The organism is Tautonia marina, from assembly GCF_009177065.1.
GTDB classification, from domain to species: domain Bacteria; phylum Planctomycetota; class Planctomycetia; order Isosphaerales; family Isosphaeraceae; genus Tautonia; species Tautonia marina.
In genome coordinates, this window is the sequence record NZ_WEZF01000027.1 from 16,374 (window position 1) to 37,943 (window position 21,570).

General features: G+C 62.0%; 19 protein-coding genes. 6 read left to right on the forward strand and 13 right to left on the reverse strand.

Going from position 1 to position 21,570, the window contains the following annotated elements:
- Positions 1 to 15: 15 nt before the first annotated feature.
- Positions 16 to 1,461 (forward strand): c-type cytochrome domain-containing protein, encoded by a 1,446-nt coding sequence (locus tag GA615_RS24250; RefSeq protein ID WP_152053926.1) that lies wholly within the window; start codon positions 16 to 18, stop codon positions 1,459 to 1,461.
- A gap of 144 nt (positions 1,462 to 1,605) precedes the next feature.
- Here the strand turns inward: GA615_RS24250 and GA615_RS24255 are convergent, their stop codons facing one another.
- The 4 genes from GA615_RS24255 to GA615_RS24270 all read right to left on the reverse strand — a co-directional run bounded on the left by GA615_RS24255 (position 1,606) and on the right by GA615_RS24270 (position 6,145).
- A complete protein-coding gene (locus tag GA615_RS24255) occupies positions 1,606 to 2,949 on the reverse strand; it encodes an FHA domain-containing protein (RefSeq protein WP_161602528.1) in 1,344 nt (447 codons plus the stop codon).
- A 220-nt stretch (positions 2,950 to 3,169) separates the two neighbouring features.
- Positions 3,170 to 3,520, reverse strand: a complete 351-nt coding sequence (locus tag GA615_RS24260) for an ArsR/SmtB family transcription factor (protein ID WP_152053928.1) — start codon at positions 3,518 to 3,520, stop codon at positions 3,170 to 3,172.
- A gap of 651 nt (positions 3,521 to 4,171) precedes the next feature.
- Complete coding sequence (locus GA615_RS24265) at positions 4,172 to 5,113, reverse strand: copper-binding protein (protein WP_152053929.1); 942 nt, start codon at positions 5,111 to 5,113, stop codon at positions 4,172 to 4,174.
- Positions 5,114 to 5,377: 264 nt separating this feature from the next.
- Positions 5,378 to 6,145: a creatininase family protein gene (locus GA615_RS24270; RefSeq protein WP_152053930.1), complete on the reverse strand. Its 768-nt coding sequence runs from the start codon at positions 6,143 to 6,145 to the stop codon at positions 5,378 to 5,380.
- A gap of 306 nt (positions 6,146 to 6,451) precedes the next feature.
- On the opposite strand from GA615_RS24270, the gene GA615_RS24275 reads away from it, so the two are divergent.
- A complete protein-coding gene (locus tag GA615_RS24275; protein ID WP_152053931.1) occupies positions 6,452 to 8,479 on the forward strand; it encodes an ATP-dependent helicase in 2,028 nt (675 codons plus the stop codon).
- 137 nt (positions 8,480 to 8,616) lie between these two features.
- On the forward strand, positions 8,617 to 10,248 hold the full coding sequence (locus GA615_RS24280) for a hypothetical protein (RefSeq protein WP_152053932.1): 1,632 nt from the start codon (positions 8,617 to 8,619) through the stop codon (positions 10,246 to 10,248).
- A gap of 31 nt (positions 10,249 to 10,279) precedes the next feature.
- On the opposite strand, the gene GA615_RS24285 is transcribed toward GA615_RS24280, so the two are convergent.
- The gene (locus GA615_RS24285; protein ID WP_152053933.1) at positions 10,280 to 10,792 is read right to left on the reverse strand and encodes a dihydrofolate reductase; all 513 of its coding nucleotides are present in this window, start codon (positions 10,790 to 10,792) and stop codon (positions 10,280 to 10,282) included.
- Positions 10,789 to 11,625, reverse strand: coding sequence for a thymidylate synthase (locus GA615_RS24290; RefSeq protein WP_152053934.1), 837 nt, complete (start codon positions 11,623 to 11,625; stop codon positions 10,789 to 10,791). The genes GA615_RS24285 and GA615_RS24290 overlap by 4 nt, the downstream gene beginning before the upstream one ends.
- A 457-nt stretch (positions 11,626 to 12,082) precedes the next feature.
- On the opposite strand from GA615_RS24290, the gene GA615_RS24295 reads away from it, so the two are divergent.
- The 3 genes from GA615_RS24295 to GA615_RS24305 all read left to right on the forward strand — a co-directional run bounded on the left by GA615_RS24295 (position 12,083) and on the right by GA615_RS24305 (position 14,974).
- On the forward strand, positions 12,083 to 13,132 hold the full coding sequence (locus GA615_RS24295; protein WP_235905663.1) for an NAD-dependent epimerase/dehydratase family protein: 1,050 nt from the start codon (positions 12,083 to 12,085) through the stop codon (positions 13,130 to 13,132).
- A 108-nt stretch (positions 13,133 to 13,240) separates the two neighbouring features.
- On the forward strand, positions 13,241 to 14,332 hold the full coding sequence (locus tag GA615_RS24300) for a dihydrodipicolinate synthase family protein (protein ID WP_152053935.1): 1,092 nt from the start codon (positions 13,241 to 13,243) through the stop codon (positions 14,330 to 14,332).
- A gap of 63 nt (positions 14,333 to 14,395) precedes the next feature.
- A complete protein-coding gene (locus GA615_RS24305) occupies positions 14,396 to 14,974 on the forward strand; it encodes a D-glycero-alpha-D-manno-heptose-1,7-bisphosphate 7-phosphatase (RefSeq protein WP_152053936.1) in 579 nt (192 codons plus the stop codon).
- Here the strand turns inward: GA615_RS24305 and GA615_RS24310 are convergent.
- Genes GA615_RS24310 through hoxE form a run of 7 tightly spaced genes read right to left on the reverse strand, consistent with a single transcriptional unit; the run spans position 14,958 to position 21,499 of the window.
- On the reverse strand, positions 14,958 to 15,989 hold the full coding sequence (locus tag GA615_RS24310; RefSeq protein ID WP_152053937.1) for an LIC_10091 family protein: 1,032 nt from the start codon (positions 15,987 to 15,989) through the stop codon (positions 14,958 to 14,960). The two genes, GA615_RS24305 and GA615_RS24310, sit on opposite strands and share 17 nt — an antisense overlap.
- A complete protein-coding gene (locus tag GA615_RS24315) occupies positions 15,986 to 16,564 on the reverse strand; it encodes a hydrogenase maturation protease (RefSeq protein WP_152053938.1) in 579 nt (192 codons plus the stop codon). Before GA615_RS24315 ends, GA615_RS24310 begins: the two co-directional genes overlap by 4 nt.
- Positions 16,564 to 17,988: a Ni/Fe hydrogenase subunit alpha gene (locus GA615_RS24320; RefSeq protein ID WP_152053939.1), complete on the reverse strand. Its 1,425-nt coding sequence runs from the start codon at positions 17,986 to 17,988 to the stop codon at positions 16,564 to 16,566. Before GA615_RS24320 ends, GA615_RS24315 begins: the two co-directional genes overlap by 1 nt.
- A gap of 18 nt (positions 17,989 to 18,006) precedes the next feature.
- Entirely contained in the window at positions 18,007 to 18,615 is a 609-nt protein-coding gene (locus GA615_RS24325; RefSeq protein ID WP_152053940.1) for an NADH-quinone oxidoreductase subunit B family protein, read from the reverse strand.
- Positions 18,603 to 19,313 (reverse strand): bidirectional hydrogenase complex protein HoxU, encoded by a 711-nt coding sequence (gene hoxU, locus GA615_RS24330; RefSeq protein WP_152053941.1) that lies wholly within the window; start codon positions 19,311 to 19,313, stop codon positions 18,603 to 18,605. The genes GA615_RS24325 and hoxU overlap by 13 nt, the downstream gene beginning before the upstream one ends.
- A gap of 4 nt (positions 19,314 to 19,317) precedes the next feature.
- The gene (gene nuoF, locus GA615_RS24335; protein WP_152053942.1) at positions 19,318 to 20,979 is read right to left on the reverse strand and encodes an NADH-quinone oxidoreductase subunit NuoF; all 1,662 of its coding nucleotides are present in this window, start codon (positions 20,977 to 20,979) and stop codon (positions 19,318 to 19,320) included.
- The gene (hoxE, locus tag GA615_RS24340) at positions 20,969 to 21,499 is read right to left on the reverse strand and encodes a bidirectional hydrogenase complex protein HoxE (protein ID WP_152053943.1); all 531 of its coding nucleotides are present in this window, start codon (positions 21,497 to 21,499) and stop codon (positions 20,969 to 20,971) included. The genes nuoF and hoxE overlap by 11 nt, the downstream gene beginning before the upstream one ends.
- Between the last annotated feature and the right edge of the window lie 71 nt (positions 21,500 to 21,570).

Sequence of the window (21,570 nt, forward strand, 5' to 3'; positions counted from 1 at the left end):
GAGGACGTCGCCTTGATGATCCGTCTGCACCTGATCGGCGCGCTGGCCCTCGCCTCGGCGATGGTCGCGCTTCCCTCGGCCCGAGCCCAGGACGAGCCCGCTGAACCGGAGGCCCCGGCCGCCGAGGCCGCCGAAATGCCTCGCGTCAGCTTTTTGAAGGACGTGGCTCCGATTCTGGTCGAGAGCTGCGTCGGTTGCCACAACCCGAAGAAGGCCGAGAGCCGGTACGACCTGACGACCTTCGCCTCGCTCGCCAAAGGCGGGGCGATGGGGGAAGGGATCATGCTCGAACCCGGCGACCCGGACCTGAGCTATTTCGTCGAGCTGATCCGGCCCGACGGCGTTCCCTTGATGCCCTGGGACGGAGAGCCGATCGCCGAAGAAAAGCGGATGATCATTGAACGATGGGTCGCCGAAGGGGCCGAATACGACGGCGAAGACCCGGCCGCCGACTGGGTCTCCCTGGTCAGCAAGGCCCGAGAGATCGTCATCCCCGACGCCTACCCCTATCCGATGCCGATCACGGCGCTGACGTTCACTCCGACAGGTGATGCGGTGATGACCTCCGGGTATCACGAACTGAACACCTACACCCTTGCCGATGGCTCGTTGACCGAGCGCAGTCGAGGGGTGGCCGAGCGCGTGTACGACGTGGCCTTCAGCCCCGACGGGAAGTATCTGGCCGCCGCCTCGGGAAGCCCTGGGCAGGCGGGCGAGGCGACGCTCTGGACCGTGGGCGAAGATGGCACGCTGAGCGATCCGAAGCGATTGGTCGAGTCGGAGGACGCGGTCTTCTGCGTCGATTTCAGCCCCGACGGCACGCGGGTGGCCTTTGGCGGGGCCGACCGGGCGATCCGGGTCTTCAACGTGGAGTCGGGCGAGCGCCTGGCCGAGGTTGAGGATCACGCCGACTGGGTCCTCGACATTGCCTTCAGCCCCGACGGCAAGCGCCTGGCCACCGCCAGCCGGGACAAGACGAGCAAGCTGTTCGACGCCGAGGCGTACGAGTCGCTCGTCACCTTCCCCGGTCACGGAGAGCCGGTCTATACCGTTGCCTTCGCGGCTGACGGGAAGATGGTGATGAGTGGCGGTGGCGATAAGCAGGTTCGTCTGTGGAACCCCGACGAAGACGCCAAGCAGGTCCGTGCCTTTGGCGGATTCGGCGGGCCGGTCTTCGATCTGGTGCTCTTTGCCGAGGGGCAGAAACTCGCCGCGTCGGGCTCCGATGCGGTTGTTCGCGTCTTCAACCCGGCCGACGGAAAGGTTGTGCAGACGCTGCAAGGGCACGATGACTGGGTGTATCGCCTGGCCGTTTCGCCCGATGGCGCCTGGCTGGCCTCGGGAAGCTGGGATGGAGAAGTGAAGGTCTGGAACACGGCCGATGGGAGTCTTCGGACGACCCTCATCGCCGTTCCGGGTCACCAGGGCGAGGCCGTGGCCGCACAGGCCGACGCCGACTAACGGAAACGATTCGCCTGGCGCGATCAAGACGCCCCGAACCGGACCCTGGCAATATGGCCGGGCGATCCGGTTCGGGGCGTTGGTCGTTCTGGAGTGGGGGAAAGGCAAGGATGCTGCGACGGAACCGCTTGCGACCAAGGGGGATCAGCGGTCTTGCTCCACGCTGCCCGCACCGAGCCGACCGAGCAAGCGTTGCCAGCGTCCCTGCCGCTCCTGCTGCAACTCGGTCATCCGGGCGATGATGCGGGCCTGGGCCGCCCGGTAGTCTTCGGGGCTGCCCGGAGCTTCGGCGCGATCGGATCGCAGCGCGGAGACGATCGGTTCGGAATTGGTGGGGGGCTGCTTCCCGTTGTGAGGAGGAGCGGCCGCGGCGGCCTCGCGCTGCTGGTCAAGTTCTCGACGCAAGGCGCGGACCTCGCGGGTCAGGCGGCGAATCTTCCGCAGCTCGCGATCGACCATCCCTTGCTGTTCGTGATGAAGCCGCGCGAAGACGGCCATCATTTCCATCATGGACTGATGATACTGATCGAACAGATGCTGTTGCATCATGGTGAACTGGTCGATCAGGGGGGCGATCATCGACTCGGCCAGTCGGGTCAGCTCGGTCTGCTGAGGGCCTTCGACGACCATCGGAAGTGAGAGGTTCATCGGCAACGGCAAGGAAGGCCGTTCGATGAGGGCAGGAAGCTCGGTGAGGCGTTCGGGGGGAGGCGGCGCCGCAGGGAGGGATTGATTGGCGGGATCGGGAGTGAAGGGCAGGGCACGCGTTTCGGAAGCAGGACGAGGCGCAGACGGGAGCAGGCGAACGGTCAAGCGATCGCGGCCGATGTGGAGCAACGCCCCATCGTCGAGAAGCGCCCAGGGGACGGGACGGGAGTCGACGGTCACCCCACCGCGGCCCAGGAGATCGACGACCCACAGCTCGCGTCCGATTCGGATCAAGAGACAATGATACCGTGAGATGCTCAGGTCGCTGAGCCTGAGGTCGCACTCGGGAGCCCGACCGACGAGGGTAAAGAGTCGGTCGATGACCAGGGGGCGTTGGGCAGGACTGCCTTGACCGCTCGGTTCAAGAACGACGCCGAGGTCGGTTGCGAAGGAGGGATTCGTCTTGCCTGGCGGGGCGTTGTCAGCCGCGCTGCGAGGCGAGGAGCCGGTAAGTCCGATGCGGTAGGGGCCGATCTCGACGAACTGGCCCGGCTCGATCCATCCCGACCGGCGCGACCGTCCATTCCAGGCAAGCGCGGCACGGCTTCCGAGGTCGAGGCAGTACGCACGATTGCCAATGACCTGCACGAAGGCATGTCTGCGACTGATCTGGGGATGATCAAGAATCAGATCGGCCGGAGCAGTTCGGCCGATGAGGGCAAACGGGCGGGGCAGGCAATGCTCGATCGGTCCGTGCCGGTTCCGATGCCAGACCAGGAGTCGGAGGGGAGGAGACGAGCCGATTGCGTGCCAGAAGCGATCAAGACCTCGATGCGTCACGGTGCAGCGCCTCGGATCAACAGACGACCGGAGGAAACCCACACCATTCTCTCATATCGGTCTGGTTTGCGTCTTGAGCAATGACCGGAGAAATGACGAATTTTCTGAATGACAAAGGCGCAGGTGAGACGGGGCAAGGCAAGGTCAAGGCCGAGCAAAGGGGTCCGGCTCGGAGGGCATGGAGACCTCCGGCCGGACGAGATCGGGGGCCGGGGCCAGATCAGATCAGGCCTTTGACGACGGTGGCGAGGGATTCGCCCGTCTCGGTCAGGCTGTAGAAGTTGTTCTTTCCCTGACGGCGAGGAGCGATGATGCCACCGTGGCGAAGCAGCGCCAGGTGGTGGCTGACGGCCGGCTGACTCTGGCTGAGCTGCTCGCAGAGGGCACCGACGTGGCGTTCACCTTCGGAAAGAATCAGAATGACCTGGAGCCGGGTCGGATCGCTGACGTGCTTGAGCAGCACCGATGCGCGGCGGGCCTGCTGCGCCCGCAGATCGGCTTCCTTCTGGCTCTTCTTCGAAGCCGTTGCGGACCGGGTTGCGGGCCGGGTCGCCGTCTTGGTCGCGGCCATGGTGAGGATCCTCCAGGGGAGATGGGCTCTGCCATTGCCGGAAAACGCATGCAGAGCCGTGTGATAGTGGAACGGACGGAGCGTTTCTTACGAACGAGGTACGTACATTGACGATTATATCACCGGTTCGTCAAGAAACAACATCAGATCACACTTCGAACAACGTGTCGGTGATGGCACAAGCGCTGAGGAATGATTTTCTCAGGAGCCGGTGAGTCGCATTGAGTCGAAGGTGTGAGGGCAGAGCGTGTCTGGCGGCCATCGCCATGCGCTGCTGGCAGGAGTATATCGACTCGTGCTTGTTTTGCAAGACGTTACCTGAAACGATTTGAGAATTGCGGTTTTGCGATAATTTTCGACCATGCTCACAGGTCGGTGTCTACGACTTTGGCGATCGTCGAGCGTTTCATATGTGTCGCGTGGTGTGATCAGTGATCCCAGGCGCATGCTGTTCGTTTGCGCGTCAGGGATTCTCTGTCGAGGGGTGGATTGTTTCAAAAAACTGGGGAACCGGAACGCGTGGTGTGAGGAATTCGGGCTGGAGCGAGGCGTGTGTGACGCATTGACGCATGGGTGTCGGCAATCCCCTTGCGGGTGCACGGGTGCTGAGAAAATTCGGACAATCGGTGGGTGAATCGTGGGCGGCGATGCTTACGGGGCCCTGGCATCGAGCAACTGGCGGACCTGTCCGTAAAGCTCCTCGGGGGTCCAGGTGTTGCCGAGTTCGAGGTGGGCGAGGGTGCCGTCGGGAGCGATGACGGAGGTACTTAGGCTATGCATGATCTGGTCGGTCATGGGGGCGTAGGTCAGCCCGAGGGGGGCGGCGACCTGGCGCAGGGCTTCGTGATCGGCCACGGCGAAGGTCCAGAGGGGCGGTTGCGCTCCGACCCGCTGGGCGTGTTCGGCCAGAATTTCGGGGGTGTCGTATTCCGGGTCGAAACTGACGGAGAGCAAGCGAACCTGTTCGGCCCGCTCGGGAGACCGAGCGATTCGTTTCGCCAGCTCGCCGAACTTCCGATCCATCAGCGGACAGTATTCGGGTTGAGGGCATCGTGTAAAAATAAACGTCAATACGACCACTTGTCCCCGGAGGTCGGAGAGCCGCAAGGCTTCTCCAGCTTGCGTTGTCATCACAAGGTCGGGCACGACCTGGCCGGGTTCGAGGGTGGGAGGGGGGGTGATCGGAGTGAGGGGTTCGGCCCCTGGCGGTCGGGGAGGGGCCGGGCGGGTCACGACCAAATCAACGAGTTCGAGTCGGGTGATCTCGTTCTGATCGTCGTAATCGACTTCGAGCAGGCCGCTCACCTCGTCGTCAACGATCACGTCGTCCAGGAGGGTCTGGTCTTCGAGACGGAAGTCCATGAGCATTGGTGGCATGAGGTCGGGGATGTCTTCATGAGCAATGCTCACAACGCCTTCTTCGGCATTGATGGCTCGAACAACGCCATCAAATTCAAAAGTTCTGGTGTGAGGGGCCGCCGTTTCCGTGCGAGGAGCCACTTCAGGGGCCGGTTTCCCACAGCCACCAGCGAGAGACAGGAAGGCGAGGATCAGAAGACGCGACGCGGGCGAGGGCAGGAGGAGGCGGGGCATGTCGGGGGAGGCTCGTCAAGGCGTGGATTCCACACAGACACGAATCCAGTCTAATCGATTCACGGACCGAGAATCCAGCTTCGAGAGGAACCGGACCCGTGTTGATTTGTCAGGATTCGAGAACGCTTGTCCTGAAGCGATTGCCGCGCAAACATCCATGCGTATGCCGTGTCGTGAACGTTGTGTGGGGAACCGAGGACGCGCATCACTCCCCCTGACCGCGAGGGCGTTTTCGGGGGGAGTCGGGGTTCGAGATCGACGGAATTAGTAGGGAAATTGCTCAGAGATCGGTGCCGCCGAGAGTTCGGTGAGGAATCCGGCGAGACGATCGACGACGATTTCGGTGACGGCCTTGCCTTTCTCGGCGGTGGCCGGGTGAGGATTGCCGGCGCCGGTGTTGGTGGTCAGCAGGTGCCAGGGGCGGGTGATGCCGACCCAGCCTCGGTTGACGGCCTCGAATCGGGTCGCGGCCATCGCGCCATCGTCGGCCTGGTCCAGATGGACGAGGTCGGGGAAGTGGGCCAGGCCCATGCTGGTTTCGAGTTCTCCGGCGTGATCGCCGGCGTCTTCGAAGATCTCGCCGTAACGATCGGCCGCGACCTGATACCAGTTGCAAAGAAACAGGTGAACCGGCGATTTTCCGAACGATTCGCGCAAATACCACTTCAAATCGTTCCCGCCGTGGCCGTTGAGCAAGACGCACTTGTGCACGCCGTGCGTGGCGAGCGAATCGACCAAGTCTCCGACAACCCGCGCCAGGGTCGACGGGTTGAGGTTCATGGCCATCGGGAACTTCATCTGGTTGGTTTCGGTGCCGTACGGCAGGGCGGGGAGCAGGGCAACCCGAGCCCCTTGCTCGGCGGCTCGGTGGCAGGCGAGGCGGCCGATGACCTCGACCTGGAAGGTATCGGTCCCGTAGGGCAGGTGGAGGTTGTGCGGTTCGGTCGCGCCGAGCGGCAAGACGGCGACCTCGAACGGAGGCTCGGCCTTGATGTCTTGGTAATTCAACTCGGCCAGGTTCCAGCGCGTCATGGGAGCGTCGTTCTCCTTGAGAAGCAGGGGAAGGGGAGGGCGTGACCGATCGAGGGCAAGTGATTGGTCGTTGGGTCTGGTGCGGCCCACGATCCATTGTAAGAGGCTTTGTCTCTTGATGCAGGATGGCGGAGCCCGAAACGGAAACGCGGACGATCCGCAGGCGCGCCTGTCCCATTTTCCACACCGAGTTTCTACAATCGGAAGGCAAGAGACGACCGGACGGCCGTTGGGGAGGGCACGAGGTGATCCCAGGCCGCGAGCCACGGACACGCCGTCGGTTGCGCCACCGATCGAGGTATCGTCATGACCCGAAAAATCCGCTTACAAAAGCCGGGGAGCGATCGTCTTCGGGCGAGCCTCGAACGGGAGTTGAACGAGCAGCAGCGGGCCGCGGCCACGGCTCCAGACGGCTACAACCTGATTCTGGCCGGGCCGGGATCGGGAAAGACACGGGTGATTACCTATCGGGTGGCGTATTTGATTGCCCGAGGGGTGCCTGCGGAGTCGATCTTACTGGTCACCTTCACTCGAAGGGCGGCCCGGGAGATGGTGGCTCGACTGGAAGGCTTGATCGGGCCGAAGGCGGTGAAGGTCTGGGCAGGGACGTTTCATCACATCGGCAACCGCATTTTAAGGAAAGCGGCGCGGGTGGTCGGTTACGATCCGAACTTCACGATCCTTGACGGTGAGGATCAGCGTGATCTGATCAAGCTGGCGATGGAGGATGCCAAGCTGGTCGGCTCGGGTCGATACGCGCCGAAACCGGCATCGGTGCAGCACCTGATCAGTTTCGCCTTCAATACCCGCCGCCCGCTGGCCGATCTGGTGGCCGAGCGGTTCCCTGACTGGTTTCAACTGACCGAGCAGGTGGAGGCTGCCGCGCAGGCGTATGGTCGTCGCAAGCGGGCGACCAATTGTATGGATTACGATGATTTGCTCGGGCTCTGGTGGAGCTTGCTGAAGGAACACGAGGAGCAGCGGGACGCGCTGGGCCGGTCCTTCCGACATCTGCTGGTCGATGAGATGCAGGACACGAATCTCGTACAGGTTGAGCTGGTCGAGGCGATCGCTCGAGCCGGGGCCGGCAACCTGACGGCCGTGGGAGACGATGCGCAATCGATTTACCGGTTTCGAGGTGCTCATTACGACAATATTCTGAAATTTCCCGAGCGCAACCCCGAGGCCCGCGTCTACCGTCTGGAGACGAACTACCGATCGACGCCCGAGATCGTGGCCTTCACGAACGCCTCGATCGCGCAGAACGCCTCAGGGTTTCCCAAGACGCTCGTCGCGCATCGGCCGGGGGGGCCGAAGCCGCTGGTCGTGGGCACGGCCGACGCTTACGAGGAGGCGGAGCTGATCTGTCAGCAGGTCCTCGAATGGCGAGAGCAGGGGATCGAGCTGTCTCGGATCGCAATCCTGTACCGCAACCATCACGACTCGATTCTGGTGCAGGGAGAACTGTCTCAGCGAGGCATTCCGTACACCGTGCGTAGCGGGGTCCGGTTCTTCGAGCAGGCGCACATCAAGGACGTGCTGGCGTACCTTCGTGTGCAGGCGAACCCGAAGGATGAGCCGGCCTGGGCGCGGTTGCTGCCGCTCTTGCCGGGGATCGGCCCGGCGAAATCGGCGGCGATCCGGGCTCGGTTGATGGCATCGGAAAATCCGCTGGCGGTGCTGGAGACATCCGAGACGATGGCCCTGGTGCCGACCAAGACCCGCGGAGAGTTCGCCGCCTTTGTGGCTGATTTGCGGGCGATTCGCAAGGCCGAGCCGGAGGCGAACCCCTCGGCGGCGATTCTCGCGGTGCTCCAGGGGGGGTATCCGGCGGTGGCGAAGGCCCGGTACGAGAATCACGAGCAGCGCCTGGCCGATGTCGAGCAGCTGTCGGTGCTGGCGGCCCGTTATGATCACCTGGACAAGTTTATCGCAGACATGTTGCTCGCGGGAGACGTTTACGGGATGGATTCGCTGGGCGAGGATCAGGACGACTCGGGAGAGCAACTGGTCCTCAGCACAATTCACCAGGCGAAGGGGCTGGAATGGTCTCGGGTGATCGTCCCTCGGCTGGTCGAGCACGGATTCCCCGGCGATCGGAGCCTGGCCGAGCCGGGGGGCGAGGACGAGGAGCGCCGGGTTTTCTATGTGGCCGTGACCCGGGCGATGGACGAGCTGTGGCTGGTCTATCCGTTAATGGTTTCGAGGCCGGGGCAGGGGAGCATCCTCACCACGCCGAGCCGGTTCATCACCGAGGTCGATCCCGATCTCTACGAGGTGGCCGACATCGAGAGCGAGAACGACCTGGCCTGGACCGAAGGTCCCCGGCTGTGACCGCCGAGGAACTGCCGGTCCAGGATCGGATGTGATGGAAAGATGCGGACTCGGAGCGTAAAATGAGCCCCGATGTCATGATCGAAGGACTCGATTCCCCTCGCATTCCCCTTCGTTGACGGATGAGGACCAATCCGATGCCCCCGCCGCCGATCGGCCCCGAATCTGTCGGCCCTGAATCGTCGTCAGACGCCGATCGGTTGCTCGACACCCTGGCCGATCTGTCCGACGAGGTCAGTGGAGCGGATCTGCTCGATCACCCGGCCCTCGACGCGGTTTCTGACGAAGATCTGGACCGCGCTGTGAGAGTGGCGCTGACCAACCTGGCCAGCCGTCGAGGAACGGCCGCCCTTCGGCTTGTCGAAGCGCTGGGCGACCCCGATCTGTACGATGCCCTGGCCGATGCCATGCTCGACCAGCCGGACCTCGCGGTCGATCACCTGTATCGAGCGATTGAAGTGCTGGAAGGGACCGGCCGGATCGAGGCCCGGCCCGAGCTGTTCGCCTTGCGGGAAGAACTGATTGAAGCCCTCGATGATGACGATGCGAGCCTGGAAGGCTTGATCGATCAGATTGAGGAGGAGCCCGAGGACGTCTGGTTCGCGCTGCAGGGGCTGGCCGAGATCGAGCCGGAGGTCCGGGCCGAGATCGTCGCCGAGTTGGGGCGGGGAGGCGTGATCGGGCCGGGCACGGCGGAGGTCCTCCGACTGCTGTCGTACGCTCACGAGCCGAGCCTTCGTCAATCGGCGATCGAGGCGCTGGAAAGCGCGGGCCAGTTCGACGACGAGGACACGGACGGGGAGGAGGTTTCTCATCAGCGTGTTTGGATCGACCTGGCCGCGCATCATCCCGATCCGGAAGTCGCTGCAAGGGCCCGGCGATGGCTCGGCGGACGTTGTGGACCATCGCGAGGTCTGCCTGCGGTGCGGTCGAGCCCGACGATTGTGGCCAGCCTGGTTTCGGGGCTCGACGGTCGGGGGCAGGGGCAGATTGCCCTGGTGGCCGAGGACCCGGACCGAGAGCGTTGCGTGGCCGTGGCCTTTGCCTGCGACGTGATCGGAGGAGTTCGCGAGGCGGTGGGCCGGATCGCGGCAATTGGCGATCAGGAACCGGCCGAGTCGTTGCTGGCCGAGTTGCGGGCCCGGCCCGATTGCGACGTGGTGGAGGGGCATCACGAGCTGGCGATCGGCCTGCTTGCCGGGGCATTGCTGCTGTGCGGCCCCGAGACAACCCCCGCGCTCCGCTACTGGTTGGAACGGACGATCGGTTCCGAGGTACGCCCGAGGCCCTTTGCCGGACTGCCGACCGCGGGGGACGATCCGATGATTGGCAATCCGCCGCCGTTTGAAGAAATGCCCGGACGCGTGGCCGAGGTGTTCGATTCCTGCCCGACCTGGATCGACGCTTCTCCGCTGACCTTCGAGCTGGCCGAGGAACTGTTGCTGCGCTGGGAAGGAGCCCCGCCCGACCCCGATCGAGACGCCGGGGCCTACCGGTTCCTGTTCGAGCATCGCTTGCGGGGACAGCTCGAACTGTACCGGCGCATGTTGTTCTGGATGGGATGGTTCTGGTGTGCCGCCGGGGCGATCGAACAGGCCCGATCCGCCCTGGCCCTGGCCGATCAGCTTTCCGACCCGCAGCACGTCGTCCCCGCGCATCCGTTCACAACAGCCCTGACCTCGCGGAGCCTGGCGGCCGCTCAGGAGGCGCTTCGGCGCGGATTCGATCCCCGAGCCTCGGTGGCCAAAGCCCAGCTGGATGGATCGTGAACGGGAGCATTGGCGGGAGTTCTCCTCTGGTTCACTCGTGAGAATCCCGGATGCGGCGGAGGCGTTCGTAGCGATGAGGGAAGGCGTGACGCTCGTCGGTCGGCCAGGATTCGCGGTGTTCAACGACCCATTCCTCGGGTCGAATGGATTCGATCGGGAAGTGGGCGTCGCCGTCAAAGGTCCCCTCGACGGTGGTCAGATGCAGGACGTCACAGACAGGGAGAAACTCACGGTAGAGGGCCTCACCGCCAACGATCATGACCTCGTCGGTTCCGGTGGCCCGGGCAATCGCCAGGGCTTCGCTCGGTGACCGGGCCACCACGCAACCGTTGGCGAGAGGCTTGAGACTTCCCGAGATGATGATGTTCAGGCGACCGGGCAACGGGCGCCCAATCGACTCATGCGTGCGTCGGCCCATCAGAATTGGATGCCCCCAGGTGATCGCCCGGAACCGCTTCAGGTCCCTTGGCAGATGCCAGGGGATCGTCCCGTTGCGGCCGATGACTCCCTCGGGGCTGGTGGCGACGACGAGGGCGCATCTCATACGGCCACCTCTCCTCGGAGCGTCGGGTGGTGGCGGTAATTGACGAGCTCGATCTGATCGCGTCGGAGGTTGTCGAGGCTTGTCACCGACGGATCGATCCGGACCTGAGGGGGTGGGAAGGGCATTCGCGAGAGTTGCTCGTCGACCTGATCCAGATGGTTGGTGTAAATGTGGGCATCGCCAATCGTGTGAACGAACTCCCCCGGTTCGACCTGTGTGACGTGCGCGACCAGAACGGTCAACAGGGCGTAACTGGCGATGTTGAAGGGGACGCCGAGAAACAGATCGGCCGACCGTTGGTAGAGCTGGCACGAGAGCCGACCCTCGGTCAGCCAGAATTGAAAAAGGGTGTGACAGGGGGGCAGGGCCATTGCGTCGATGTCGCTCGGGTTCCAGGCGGAGACGATCAGGCGGCGGCCGATCGAATCGGTCGGGTCGACTTTGAGGCGTTCGAGGCCGTGGACGAGTCCGGCGATCTGGTCGATCGTCCGGCCGTCGGGAGCCTGCCACGAGCGCCACTGGCGACCGTAGACGGGCCCAAGCTCTCCGTCCGCGTCGGCCCATTCGTCCCAGATGGTAACGCCATGTTCTTTTAAGTACACGATATTCGACGAACCTTTGAGGAACCAGATCAGCTCATGGACGACCGGCCCGAAGGCGAGGCGTTTGGTGGTGACGGCAGGGAAGCCTTCGCGGAGGTCGTACCGGGCCTGCCGGCCGAAGACGCTGAGCGCGTCAATCTTTTGACCGGTCGAGGGCAAAATGGCTCGGGTCGGTTTCCGGACCCCGTGGCGCCGGACATCGCGGAGCAGATCCAGATACGCCTCTTCCATGACCGACTCCGAGGGGCCTCCAGGGACTTCGCCGATCGCGATGATCGGGCAATTGCCCGTGATCCTTCATCGGTTCGATCGGTCGAAGGGGTGATGGCGAGATTCGTTGGATCAGTCGCCCGATCCTTGTGATCGATAGGACCGGAGGAGATCCGCCCCGGCCTTGCAGATTTCGAGGACTTTGCCGAACTTCGTCGCGGTGGCCGGCGGCCCTCTCTTGACGGATCAACGCGAGGAAATCAGCCTAGTGTTCGACCACGGAGCATTGCGCGAGTTGGGTTGGCAGGGCGGTTCCTGAATTGTGCGGGAGCGACGGGAGTCGGTCGCCCCGGCAACTCGGGTCGGCACGACCCCGGCAGCCTCGAACAATTCTCCGCTCTGGAGCGCGTTTCGGGAAGATGGTTCCTGAAGACGCTGGCCTCCGTTCCATCACCCCTCAGACGCGGGACGATCCATCGTGGCGCACTCCGACCTTCACCAGCTCGACGCGATCCGGGACGTCGATCATCTTGATGAGCTGCTCTCGGAGCCGACCCCGGCCGTGATTGAGGCGATGGGTCGGCTGGAGGGAGACCTGATCGTGCTTGGGGCCTCGGGGAAGATGGGGCCGACCCTGACCTGGATGGCGCGTCGGGCCTCGGACGAGGCGGGGGTCAACCGCCGAGTGATCGGCGTGGCCCGATTTTCCGACCCCTCTCGCGAGGCCTGGCTGAAAGACCGAGGGATCGAGACGGTTCGCTGCGATTTGCTTGATCCCGATCAGCTCGAACGTCTACCCGATGTTCCAAATGTGGTGCATATGCCCGCATTTAAATTCGGAGCGAGCGGCGATCAGGCGACGGCCTGGGCCGTCAATTGCTTCCTGCCGGGGCTGGTTTGCCGAAACTTTCGGGATAGCCGGATCGTGGCCTTCTCAACCGGAAACGTCTACCCGCTGGTGCCGGTCGAGAGTGGCGGATCGCTCGAATCGGACCCCCTTCGGCCGGTGGGTGACTACGGCATGAGTTGTGTCGGTCGCGAGCGGGTGATGGAGTATTTCAGCCGCGCGAATGACATTCCGATGGCCCTGATCCGCCTCAACTACGCGGTTGAGCCGCGTTACGGCGTGCTGGTGGACATTGGCCGCAAGGTTCTTGCCGGAGAATCGATTGATGTGTCGATGGGGCATTTCAACACGATCTGGCAAGGCGACGCCAATGCCATGACCCTCGCGGCGTTCGATCGCGTGGCCAGCCCTCCCTTCATTCTGAATGTGACCGGCCAGGAAACGCTCCGCGTACGCGATGTGGCCGAGCAGTTTGCCGCCCGGTTCGGCCGCTCCGCGGTGATCACCGGAACCGAAGCCCCGGATGCATTGCTCAGTAATGCTCAACTGTCTGCATCGCTCTTTGGACCGCCTCGCATCTCGACCGATCACTTGATCACGCTGATCGCGGATTGGTTAATGCAAGAGAAGCCTCTCTATGACAAGCCGACACGGTTCGAGGTCCGCGACGGGCAGTTCTGAGTGGAGCATCGAGCGGCTGGATCTCTGGGAGACGTGTTCGGCTCGCATTCGCTTTCGGGGTGAGCCCGTGAATGTCTCGGTTCGATTCCTGGTTCTCGGAGTTTCGTCATGCCCCGCGCGCTTCCGCCAGTGGTTCGCGATCGCCTGCGATCGGGGGCGGTGATTCCAGCCATGCCGCTTGCCCTGACGGCCGATCGCCGGCTCGACGAGCGACGGCAACGGGCGCTCTGCCGATATTATGCCGCGGCCGGAGCCGGCGGCCTGGCGGTCGGCGTGCATACGACCCAGTTTGCGATCCGGGACCCGAACCACGGGTTGTTCCAGCCGGTTCTTGCCCTGGCGGCCGAGGAGATGGATCGCGCCGATGATCGGAGCGGTCGGCCCTTGATCCGGGTCGGGGGGATCTGCGGCCGGACGGATCAGGCGGTGTCCGAGGCTCGGCTCCTCCGCGATCTGGGATATCATGCGGGATTACTCAGCCTTTCGGCCGTGGCCGAGGAGCACGATGCGGCGAAGCTGGCCCACTGCCGAGCCGTGGCCGAGGTCATTCCGCTCGTTGGGTTTTATCTGCAGCGAGCGGTGGGAGGACCGGATCTGTCGTATCGCTTCTGGCGGTCGTTTGCCGAGATCGACGACGTGGTGGCGATCAAGGTTGCCCCGTTCGACCGCTACCGCACGCTCGACGTGATGCGGGCCGTGGCCGAGTCGGGCCGCGACGACATCGCACTTTATACAGGAAACGACGACGCGATTGTGCATGATCTCATCTCCCCGTATCGGTTTCAGGTTGGTTCCCGATGGGTTGAGCTTCGGTTCGTGGGGGGATTGCTCGGTCACTGGGCCGTCTGGACGAAGAAGGCGGTTGAACTGCTCGAAACCTGCCATGCCGCTGTCTCGGACGAGGGGGCAGCGGAGGAGCGGTCGAATGCGTTGGTCGTTTCGCTCCTTCGCAAGGCCGCCCAGGTGACCGACACCAATGCCGTGTTCTTCGACGCGGCCAATGGGTTTGCCGGGTGTATCGCCGGCCTGCATGAAATCCTCCGCCGCCAGGGCTTGCTAGAAGGAATCTGGTGCCTCGACCCCAATGAAGGGCTCAGTCCCGGTCAGCGCGAGGAAATCGACCGTGTGCTTGAGAGCTATCCCGACTTGAACGACGACGCCTTCGTTGCCGAACACCGAGATGAGTGGCTCAGTGGATAAATCACGAACTTTCGATCCGGTGATTAGAACGAACCTCTTGATGATGCTGAGAGCCAATAGCGCATGAGCACCCGACGCGCCGTCTTTCTCGATAAGGACGGTACTGTGATTGAAAACGTCCCCTATAATGTCGATCCGTCGTTGATCCAGCTGTGTGAAGGCGCGGCCGAGGGGCTCCGGTTGCTGGCCGAGGCGGGCTATCTGCTGGTCGTGGTGTCGAATCAGTCGGGGGTGGCGCGGGGCTACTTTCCCGAGTCGGCGATTGGTCCGGTCGAAGCTCGACTCCGAGAATTGCTGGCGGAGCAAGGGGTGGCGCTCGATGGCTTCCGCTACTGTCCGCACCACCCCGACGGCAGCGTAACGGCGTATGCCATTGCATGTGAGTGCCGGAAACCGGCGCCGGGCATGCTGAGTGAGGCAGCCCGGACCCTGGACATTGAGCTCTCGCGGTCCTGGATGGTCGGCGATATTGCCGACGATGTTGAGGCCGGTCGGCGAGCCGGTTGCCGGACGGTTCTCATTGTCCGAACCGAGGATGAATTGCCATCACCTCCGCCCGATGTGATTGCTGGGAATCTGGCGGAAGCTGCTCGCCGGATTCTGCGTGCGGATACCGCGACTGACCTTACGCATCGGGTGTGAAGAGGTCATCGGGACGTGTGATTCGCCCGGCTCGGGCGGCATCGAGAAACGCAGGGAGCGATCGGAGAACGGTCGTCGAGCTATCGCCGGGGATACGATCGGGATGGTCGAGTTCGCGGGTGCTGGTTCGAATGATCAGAGCATTCTCATGCCTGGGAAGTCGTTCGAGATTGGCGACATAGGCATCCAGTGTTCCGGCTCGAAGCAGGAAAAACTCAACATCGGAAACGTAGACGACGGAGACCTTCAGCCTTTGCGATTGGAACCAATCGGCAAGTCGGGGCAGAGCCACCGAACCCGCGAGATTGGCCACAAGGGGGAGGACTTGATCGTTGCGCTGGGCGTCTCGAACCGTGCGGTAGGAGGATTCCTGAGCCAAGAGGTGCGCAGGACAACCGTCGGAGTCTGGGGTTTGAATCAATTCGCCCAAGGTGGGATAGATCGGCATCGCCAGGAACTTTGCGTTCATCCCTGGACCGGCGAGTCGGGCTTGAATGCGGGCAAGGTCGTCCCATTCGGACTCGTCCAGAACCCCCAGGGCCCGGATCAGTCCGAAGACTTCGAGACGCGTACGCTCCAGTAACCGCTCCTCGAACGGGGCCGTTGCGAATGCCTCGACGAGTTGCGACGGGGTTGGTTGATCCGGTAAATCCCTGGGCTGTCGAGCGGTGAGCCGGGTCAGGTAGTCGACCCGGGTTTCCGAGAGCATAAACAGGGCTTTGTGCAACAGGTGCAAGCGCAGGTTTCGCCTACGGAAATCGAGGACGAATGATCGTGCCGGGGCACATCGAGCGATGTACGAAAAGTTCTGATCCGGACCGACCCCAAGATAGAGGCCTCCAGAAGTCACTCTCCGTTCCAGGTCGCCAATGACACGAGGAAAAGAGTCCTCATTTGTCAACAGATTGTCCGCGTGAGGTCCGGTCTCGGGCTCCGAGAGGGATCGGATCAATTCGGGAAAGGACGTGGTTGGTTGAGCAGCCAAACCAGACTCTCGGCCTCGAGCTGAGATCATGGGACGATTCCTTTGTTCGCATCACCGAGGATGAGCGGACCAGGATGGGGAGGACTTGCTGATGATTGGGGTGATTTACGCGAGGAAACAGGGAGGAGAGGCCCCCCATGTTCGTCCAGCAGAATGGCGATGCGAGACAGGGCGTCCTTGACACCAGCTTCGGCAAGGGGAGAGAGGGATTCACCCAGATTGATCGTGGAGACCGGAATCCGAATCAGATACGCCCGGGGGCAGAGGCCAAACAGATCACGAGCCAGTGCGAGCAGTTGCCCCGGATCGCTTACGTGCCCGATTGGTGTCGTGGTCGAGCCTGGATCAATCGGGCTTGTGGTGACAGAGTCGGTTGTGCTAGAAAGATCGGCGTCCACAAAGATGACATTGCGTGAATTGGAGATTTGTTCGGCCAATTCAGGGACTAACTGGTGCAACGATTGCGCGAGCACTCCGGCCAGGTTCCATCGGGTGACCATATCGGCGACAACGGGTCCGACACCGTCATCTCCTCGAAGCACGTTCCCGAAGCCAATCACAAGAACCGGCCGCTCCAGGGGGAGGGCAGGGGGAGCGTCCGTCATCAGGCTCGTTGCACCTCGTCGAGAACCGAGCCGTCGGGAGCGATCAACTGGAGGAGGATCGGCATCTGGCCGATCGCGTGCGTCGAGCAGCTCAGACAGGGGTCGAAGGCTCGAATACCGGCCTCCAGGCGGTTCAGCACCCCTTCAGGAATCTGCGGACCTTTGATCCAATGGCGAGCGATCTGAAGCATGGCGGCGTTCATGGCCAGATTGTTCTGGCCGGTGGCAATGATCAGATTAACCGATCGAATCAAACCATGCTCGTCCACCGTGTAATGGTGAAAGAGGGTTCCTCGGGGGGCTTCGCTTACGCCAACGCCTTCCTGAGCGTTGATTCCGGCCTGGGCTCGAAGGTGTGTTGCGTTCAGATCCGGGTCGTCAAGAAGGGCATCGATCTGCTCGATGCACGCGAGAATTTCCACAAGTCTCGCGTAATGGTAGAAGAAGGACGACGAGACAATTCGGCCGCCTCGCTGCCGATATTCGATCAATTCCGCATCGGCGAGCGGGCTACCCATGCGCTCACAGAGATTCAAACGTGCGAGAGGACCAACCCGATACATGCCGTCGGTAAGCCCCAAGGGGCGATAATACGGAGACTTCAGGTAGGAATCAGGTTGAACGGATTCGCCGAGGAGTTCGAGAGAGTCGCCTGCGTCTGAAGTCTCGGCAAGAACCGTTCCGTCTGCGTTGATGATTCGGAGCTGACCGTCGTAGTGTTCCCACGACCCATCCTGAGCAACCAGACCCAGGTAGAGTGTCGGAAAATGTCCGAATGAGGTGACCTCCTCTGGATACCGTTCGAGCAACCCTTTGATGAGGTCAAGAGCAGATCGAACAGTTTCGATCGCTTCGGAAATGCGCTGTTTGATGTGTTCGCGTGCCGAATCGGAGAGTGCTTCGCGGACACCCCCGGGCACGCACCAATCCGGATGAATCTTTTTCCCGCCGAGAAACTCGATGATTTCCTGACCAAATTGTCGCAGGCGAATTCCGCCTCGGGCCGTCTCACGGTCGGCCTGGGCCAGGCCAAACACGTTCCGCGCGGCAGGATCACTGTCGAATCCGAGCAGTAAGTCGGGACCGCTCAGGTGGAAAAAACTCAGGGCGTGGGACTGGACAATCTGGCCGAGGTTCATAAGTCGCCGCAGTTTTTCCGCGGCCGGAGGAATGCGAACACTGAGAATGGCGTCACCAGCTTTGGCCGACGCCATGAGATGGCTGACGGGACAGATCCCGCAGATTCGGGCCGTCAGGCCGGGCATTTCCCAGAGCGGACGACCTTCGCAGAAGCGCTCGAAGCCTCGAAACTCGGTGACGTGGAAGCGGGCATCGGCGACGGTGTGGTCGTCGTTTAAGTGAAGGGTAATCTTTGCGTGGCCTTCAATCCGGGTCACCGGATCGATCACGATGCGCTGGCCCATGCGTCTCGCTTCCTGTATTCACGAGTGCGATTGTGATGATGATGGAGAGGCCGGCAAATGCTCCGATCCTTTCGGACGGCCATAGCCGCCGAACGAGAGGTGGTGCTCCATCAGGTCGATCGGCTCGCCAGTTAGGACCTTCTCCAGGGCCGTGCGAATCATGGGACCGGAGGGAGGGCAGCCCGGCAGAAATGTATCGACCTTGACCACTGCGTGAACTGGGAGGACTCGATCGAGCAGTTTCGGAACGATGTCGCTTGGAGAGGGGATTCCACCAGAAGGATCCGAAAGTTCGACATACGCCCGTTCGAGCACTGGTAAGGCACCACCCTGCACATTGCGGATGGCAGAAACATTGCCTGTGACGGCGCAATCTCCAAATGAGATGAGAATGCGTGAATTCGCTCGAACACGACGGATCATCTCCAGGTGCTCAACATTGCAGACAGCCCCTTCAACGAGAACGACATCGACCCCTTCAGGATACTGCTTCGAATCGACCAGCGGCGAGAAGACCACCTCGGCAATCTCAGCCAGATCAATCAGGTATTCATCCATGTCAAGAAAGGACATGTGACAGCCCGAGCAGCCGCCCAACCATACGGTCGCCAGTCTCAGACGAGCCATTGCTTTTCCTCCCGGGCCAGGATCAAGGCATGCAAGGTCTCACGATCGTGGACGTTTTCTGAGACCGACGAGCCACGGTGAAAGAGTGCTCCAGTCGGGCAAGCCATGACACATTTTCCGCAGGAGGTGCAGGTGCTTGCATCTCCCCAGGGTTGGTGCAGATCGGTAATCACGCGGCAATGGGTTCCGCGTCCCGCCACATCCCAGGTGTGTGCTCCTTCAATTTCGTCGCAAACACGAACGCATCGGGTGCAGAGGACGCAACGATTGTGATCAAGTCCATAGCGCTCGTGAGAGAGGTCAACCTCGCACTCGGGCTCCTGAGGTTCGTAACGCAGATGGTCGACCCCAAGTCTCATTGCTAGCGATTGCAACTCGCAATTGCCGTTGGCGACACAGACCGAGCAGACGTGGTTTCGCTCGGCAAATAAGAGTTCGACGATCTGTTTTCGGTAGCGTTGGAGGCGATCGGTTTGCGTTTGAACGTCCATCTCCTCAGCCACCGGGGTCAGACAGGAGGGCAAGAGACGGCCGTTGGCCTCAACCAGGCAGAGTCGGCACGCTCCAACCGCGTTGAGACCGTCGAGATGGCATAGGGTTGGGATGGAGATCCCAGCTTCCCGCGCTGCTTCCAGCAGGGTTTGGCCTTCTCGGGCGCTGATGAGCTGACCGTCGACTGAAAGGGTTTTGACGGCCATGAGTTCACCTGGGGTCGGAGGACACTGCGGACGAAGGTGGACCGGAGAATTCAATCAATCGAGACTCGTATTCGTGACGGAAGAACCTCAGCGTACTCAGGACCGGATTCGGAGCCGACTGACCCAATCCGCAGAGGCTCGCGTGCTGCACCAAATCGCAAAGGTCTTCCAATGTGACGAGATCGTCGTGAGAGGCTTCTCCCCGCTCGATCCGATCCAGGAGTCGATGCATCTGGACAGTGCCGGCGCGACACGGGACACATTTCCCGCACGACTCGTCCATGCAAAAATTCATGAAATAGCGAGCGACTCCGACCATGTCGTCGTCTTGGTCCATAACGACCATGCCGCCGGAACCCATGATCGAGCCGAGTGCTTTGAGTGACTCATATTCGACGGGAGTATCGAGCAATTCGGCGGGTATGCAGCCGCCGGAAGGACCTCCCGTCTGGACGGCTTTGACTGAGGACCCCTCAGGAGATCCCCCACCGATCCGTTCGACGATTTCGCGCAAGGGAACCCCCATGGGAACCTCAACAAGACCAGAGCGGCGGATCTTTCCGGCCAAAGCAAACACCTTGGTCCCCTTGCTCTGTTCGGTTCCGATCTGAGCGAACCAATCGGCCCCTTCGCGAAGAATTACAGGAATATTTGCGTACGTTTCGACGTTGTTGATAAGCGTCGGATGTCCCCAGAGGCCGGATTCTGCAGGATAGGGAGGCCGAGGGTGTGGGGTGCCGCGTAATCCCTCAATCGAGTGGATCAAGGCTGTTTCTTCGCCACAAACGAATGCGCCGGCTCCGATGCGTAGATCGACCCGGAAGTTAAACGTGGAGTCGAAGATTCCGCTTCCGAGCAAACCGAACCGCTTGGCCTGGCGAATGGCCGTGTCGAGGCGGGAAATCGCGATGGGATATTCCCCCCGAACATAGATATATCCCTGGTTGGCTCCGATTGCATGGGCTGCGATCGCCATGCCTTCCAGCACGCGATGGGGGTCACTTTCCAGGATACTTCGATCCATGAACGCGCCCGGGTCACCTTCATCGGCATTGCAGACCACGTATTTCTGACCCGGAGGCATTTTGGCCACGGTGGCCCACTTCAATCCGGTCGGGTATCCGGCCCCTCCGCGGCCTCGAAGACCGCTGCGCGTGACCTGCTCGACGACCTCGGCGGGGCTCAGATCATGGAGAGCACGATGAAGAGAGCGATAGGCTCCCAGCGCGATGGAAGATTCGATCCGCTCGGGTTCGACGATGCCGCAGTGCTCCAGTACGACCGACTTCTGATGAGCGAAGAATGGACCGTTGGGGTCAATCGAGTGCAGCGCCTCGGCCGATTTCCGGCCCTGTTCAACGGACGTGACGATGTCGGGGGCCTGAGCGGCATCGACCTTTCCGTACAGTGTTGGAACTCTCGTTCCATCCGACGTGGATGTGTTGACTGAAACCAGGGGGCCCTCGCAGCAAAGCCGCATGCACCCGACCTCTCGGAGGCCGACCCGATCACCTAGGCCGCGATCTTCAACCGCGTGTTCAAGCGCCGAGATGAGCGAGCGAGAGCCTGAGGAGAGACATCCAGCCGCCGTACAGACGCGGATCTCAATCTCAGCGTGCTGGGATGACTCGGCTTCGGTCAGGGCGATGAGATCCTCAAGTTCCATGATCGAGCCATCCCTTCACGCGTTCCGCGAGTTGCTCAGGGGTCATCTGACCAACAACCTTCCCATCGAACACCACGATGGGGGCCAGTCCGCAGGCACCGACGCATCGAGCTGTTTCCAGTGAGATGCGGCTGTCGGCAGTGGTCATCCCTGGGTGGGTTCCCGTGATCTGTTCCACCACACCGAGCAAGGCATCCGCTCCCTTGACATAGCATGCGGTTCCCGTGCAGACAGTGCAGGTATGTTCTCCTCTGGGTGTGAAGGTAAAAAGATGATAGAACGTCGCGACACCAAAGACGCGACTGGGAGGTAGGCGCAAGCCTCGTGCCACGTACCGAAGCAAATCCGGCTCAAGGTAGCCAAACAGTTCCTGAGCCGTATGCAAGACTTCGATCAAGGCGTCAGGACGGTATCGATGCCGCTTCATGGCGGCATCGAGATACCGGAAGCGATCATCACCGCTCGGATGGGCGCTTCCATCTGCGGTTTGAGAGCGTTCAGGCGTGGCGCGAGTGCCCATGATGATGCGCTCCTAGGCGTTGATCTTCAACTCTCGAGCAGATGATCTCTTGTCCGAGAGCCGAAACGTTG

Excerpts from the sequence above, each read along its gene's own strand:
- GA615_RS24250 (WP_152053926.1), top strand. The coding sequence starts at position 16 with ATGATCCGTCTGCACCTGATCGGCGCGCTGGCCCTCGCCTCGGCGATG.
- GA615_RS24260 (WP_152053928.1), bottom strand. The coding sequence starts at position 3,520 with ATGGCCGCGACCAAGACGGCGACCCGGCCCGCAACCCGGTCCGCAACG.
- GA615_RS24265 (WP_152053929.1), bottom strand. The coding sequence starts at position 5,113 with ATGCCCCGCCTCCTCCTGCCCTCGCCCGCGTCGCGTCTTCTGATCCTC.
- GA615_RS24270 (WP_152053930.1), bottom strand. The coding sequence starts at position 6,145 with ATGACGCGCTGGAACCTGGCCGAGTTGAATTACCAAGACATCAAGGCC.
- GA615_RS24275 (WP_152053931.1), top strand. The coding sequence starts at position 6,452 with ATGACCCGAAAAATCCGCTTACAAAAGCCGGGGAGCGATCGTCTTCGG.
- GA615_RS24280 (WP_152053932.1), top strand. The coding sequence starts at position 8,617 with ATGCCCCCGCCGCCGATCGGCCCCGAATCTGTCGGCCCTGAATCGTCG.
- GA615_RS24285 (WP_152053933.1), bottom strand. The coding sequence starts at position 10,792 with ATGAGATGCGCCCTCGTCGTCGCCACCAGCCCCGAGGGAGTCATCGGC.
- GA615_RS24290 (WP_152053934.1), bottom strand. The coding sequence starts at position 11,625 with ATGGAAGAGGCGTATCTGGATCTGCTCCGCGATGTCCGGCGCCACGGG.
- GA615_RS24300 (WP_152053935.1), top strand. The coding sequence starts at position 13,241 with ATGCCCCGCGCGCTTCCGCCAGTGGTTCGCGATCGCCTGCGATCGGGG.
- GA615_RS24305 (WP_152053936.1), top strand. The coding sequence starts at position 14,396 with ATGAGCACCCGACGCGCCGTCTTTCTCGATAAGGACGGTACTGTGATT.
- GA615_RS24310 (WP_152053937.1), bottom strand. The coding sequence starts at position 15,989 with ATGATCTCAGCTCGAGGCCGAGAGTCTGGTTTGGCTGCTCAACCAACC.
- GA615_RS24315 (WP_152053938.1), bottom strand. The coding sequence starts at position 16,564 with ATGACGGACGCTCCCCCTGCCCTCCCCCTGGAGCGGCCGGTTCTTGTG.
- GA615_RS24320 (WP_152053939.1), bottom strand. The coding sequence starts at position 17,988 with ATGGGCCAGCGCATCGTGATCGATCCGGTGACCCGGATTGAAGGCCAC.
- GA615_RS24325 (WP_152053940.1), bottom strand. The coding sequence starts at position 18,615 with ATGGCTCGTCTGAGACTGGCGACCGTATGGTTGGGCGGCTGCTCGGGC.
- hoxU (WP_152053941.1), bottom strand. The coding sequence starts at position 19,313 with ATGGCCGTCAAAACCCTTTCAGTCGACGGTCAGCTCATCAGCGCCCGA.
- nuoF (WP_152053942.1), bottom strand. The coding sequence starts at position 20,979 with ATGGAACTTGAGGATCTCATCGCCCTGACCGAAGCCGAGTCATCCCAG.
- hoxE (WP_152053943.1), bottom strand. The coding sequence starts at position 21,499 with ATGGGCACTCGCGCCACGCCTGAACGCTCTCAAACCGCAGATGGAAGC.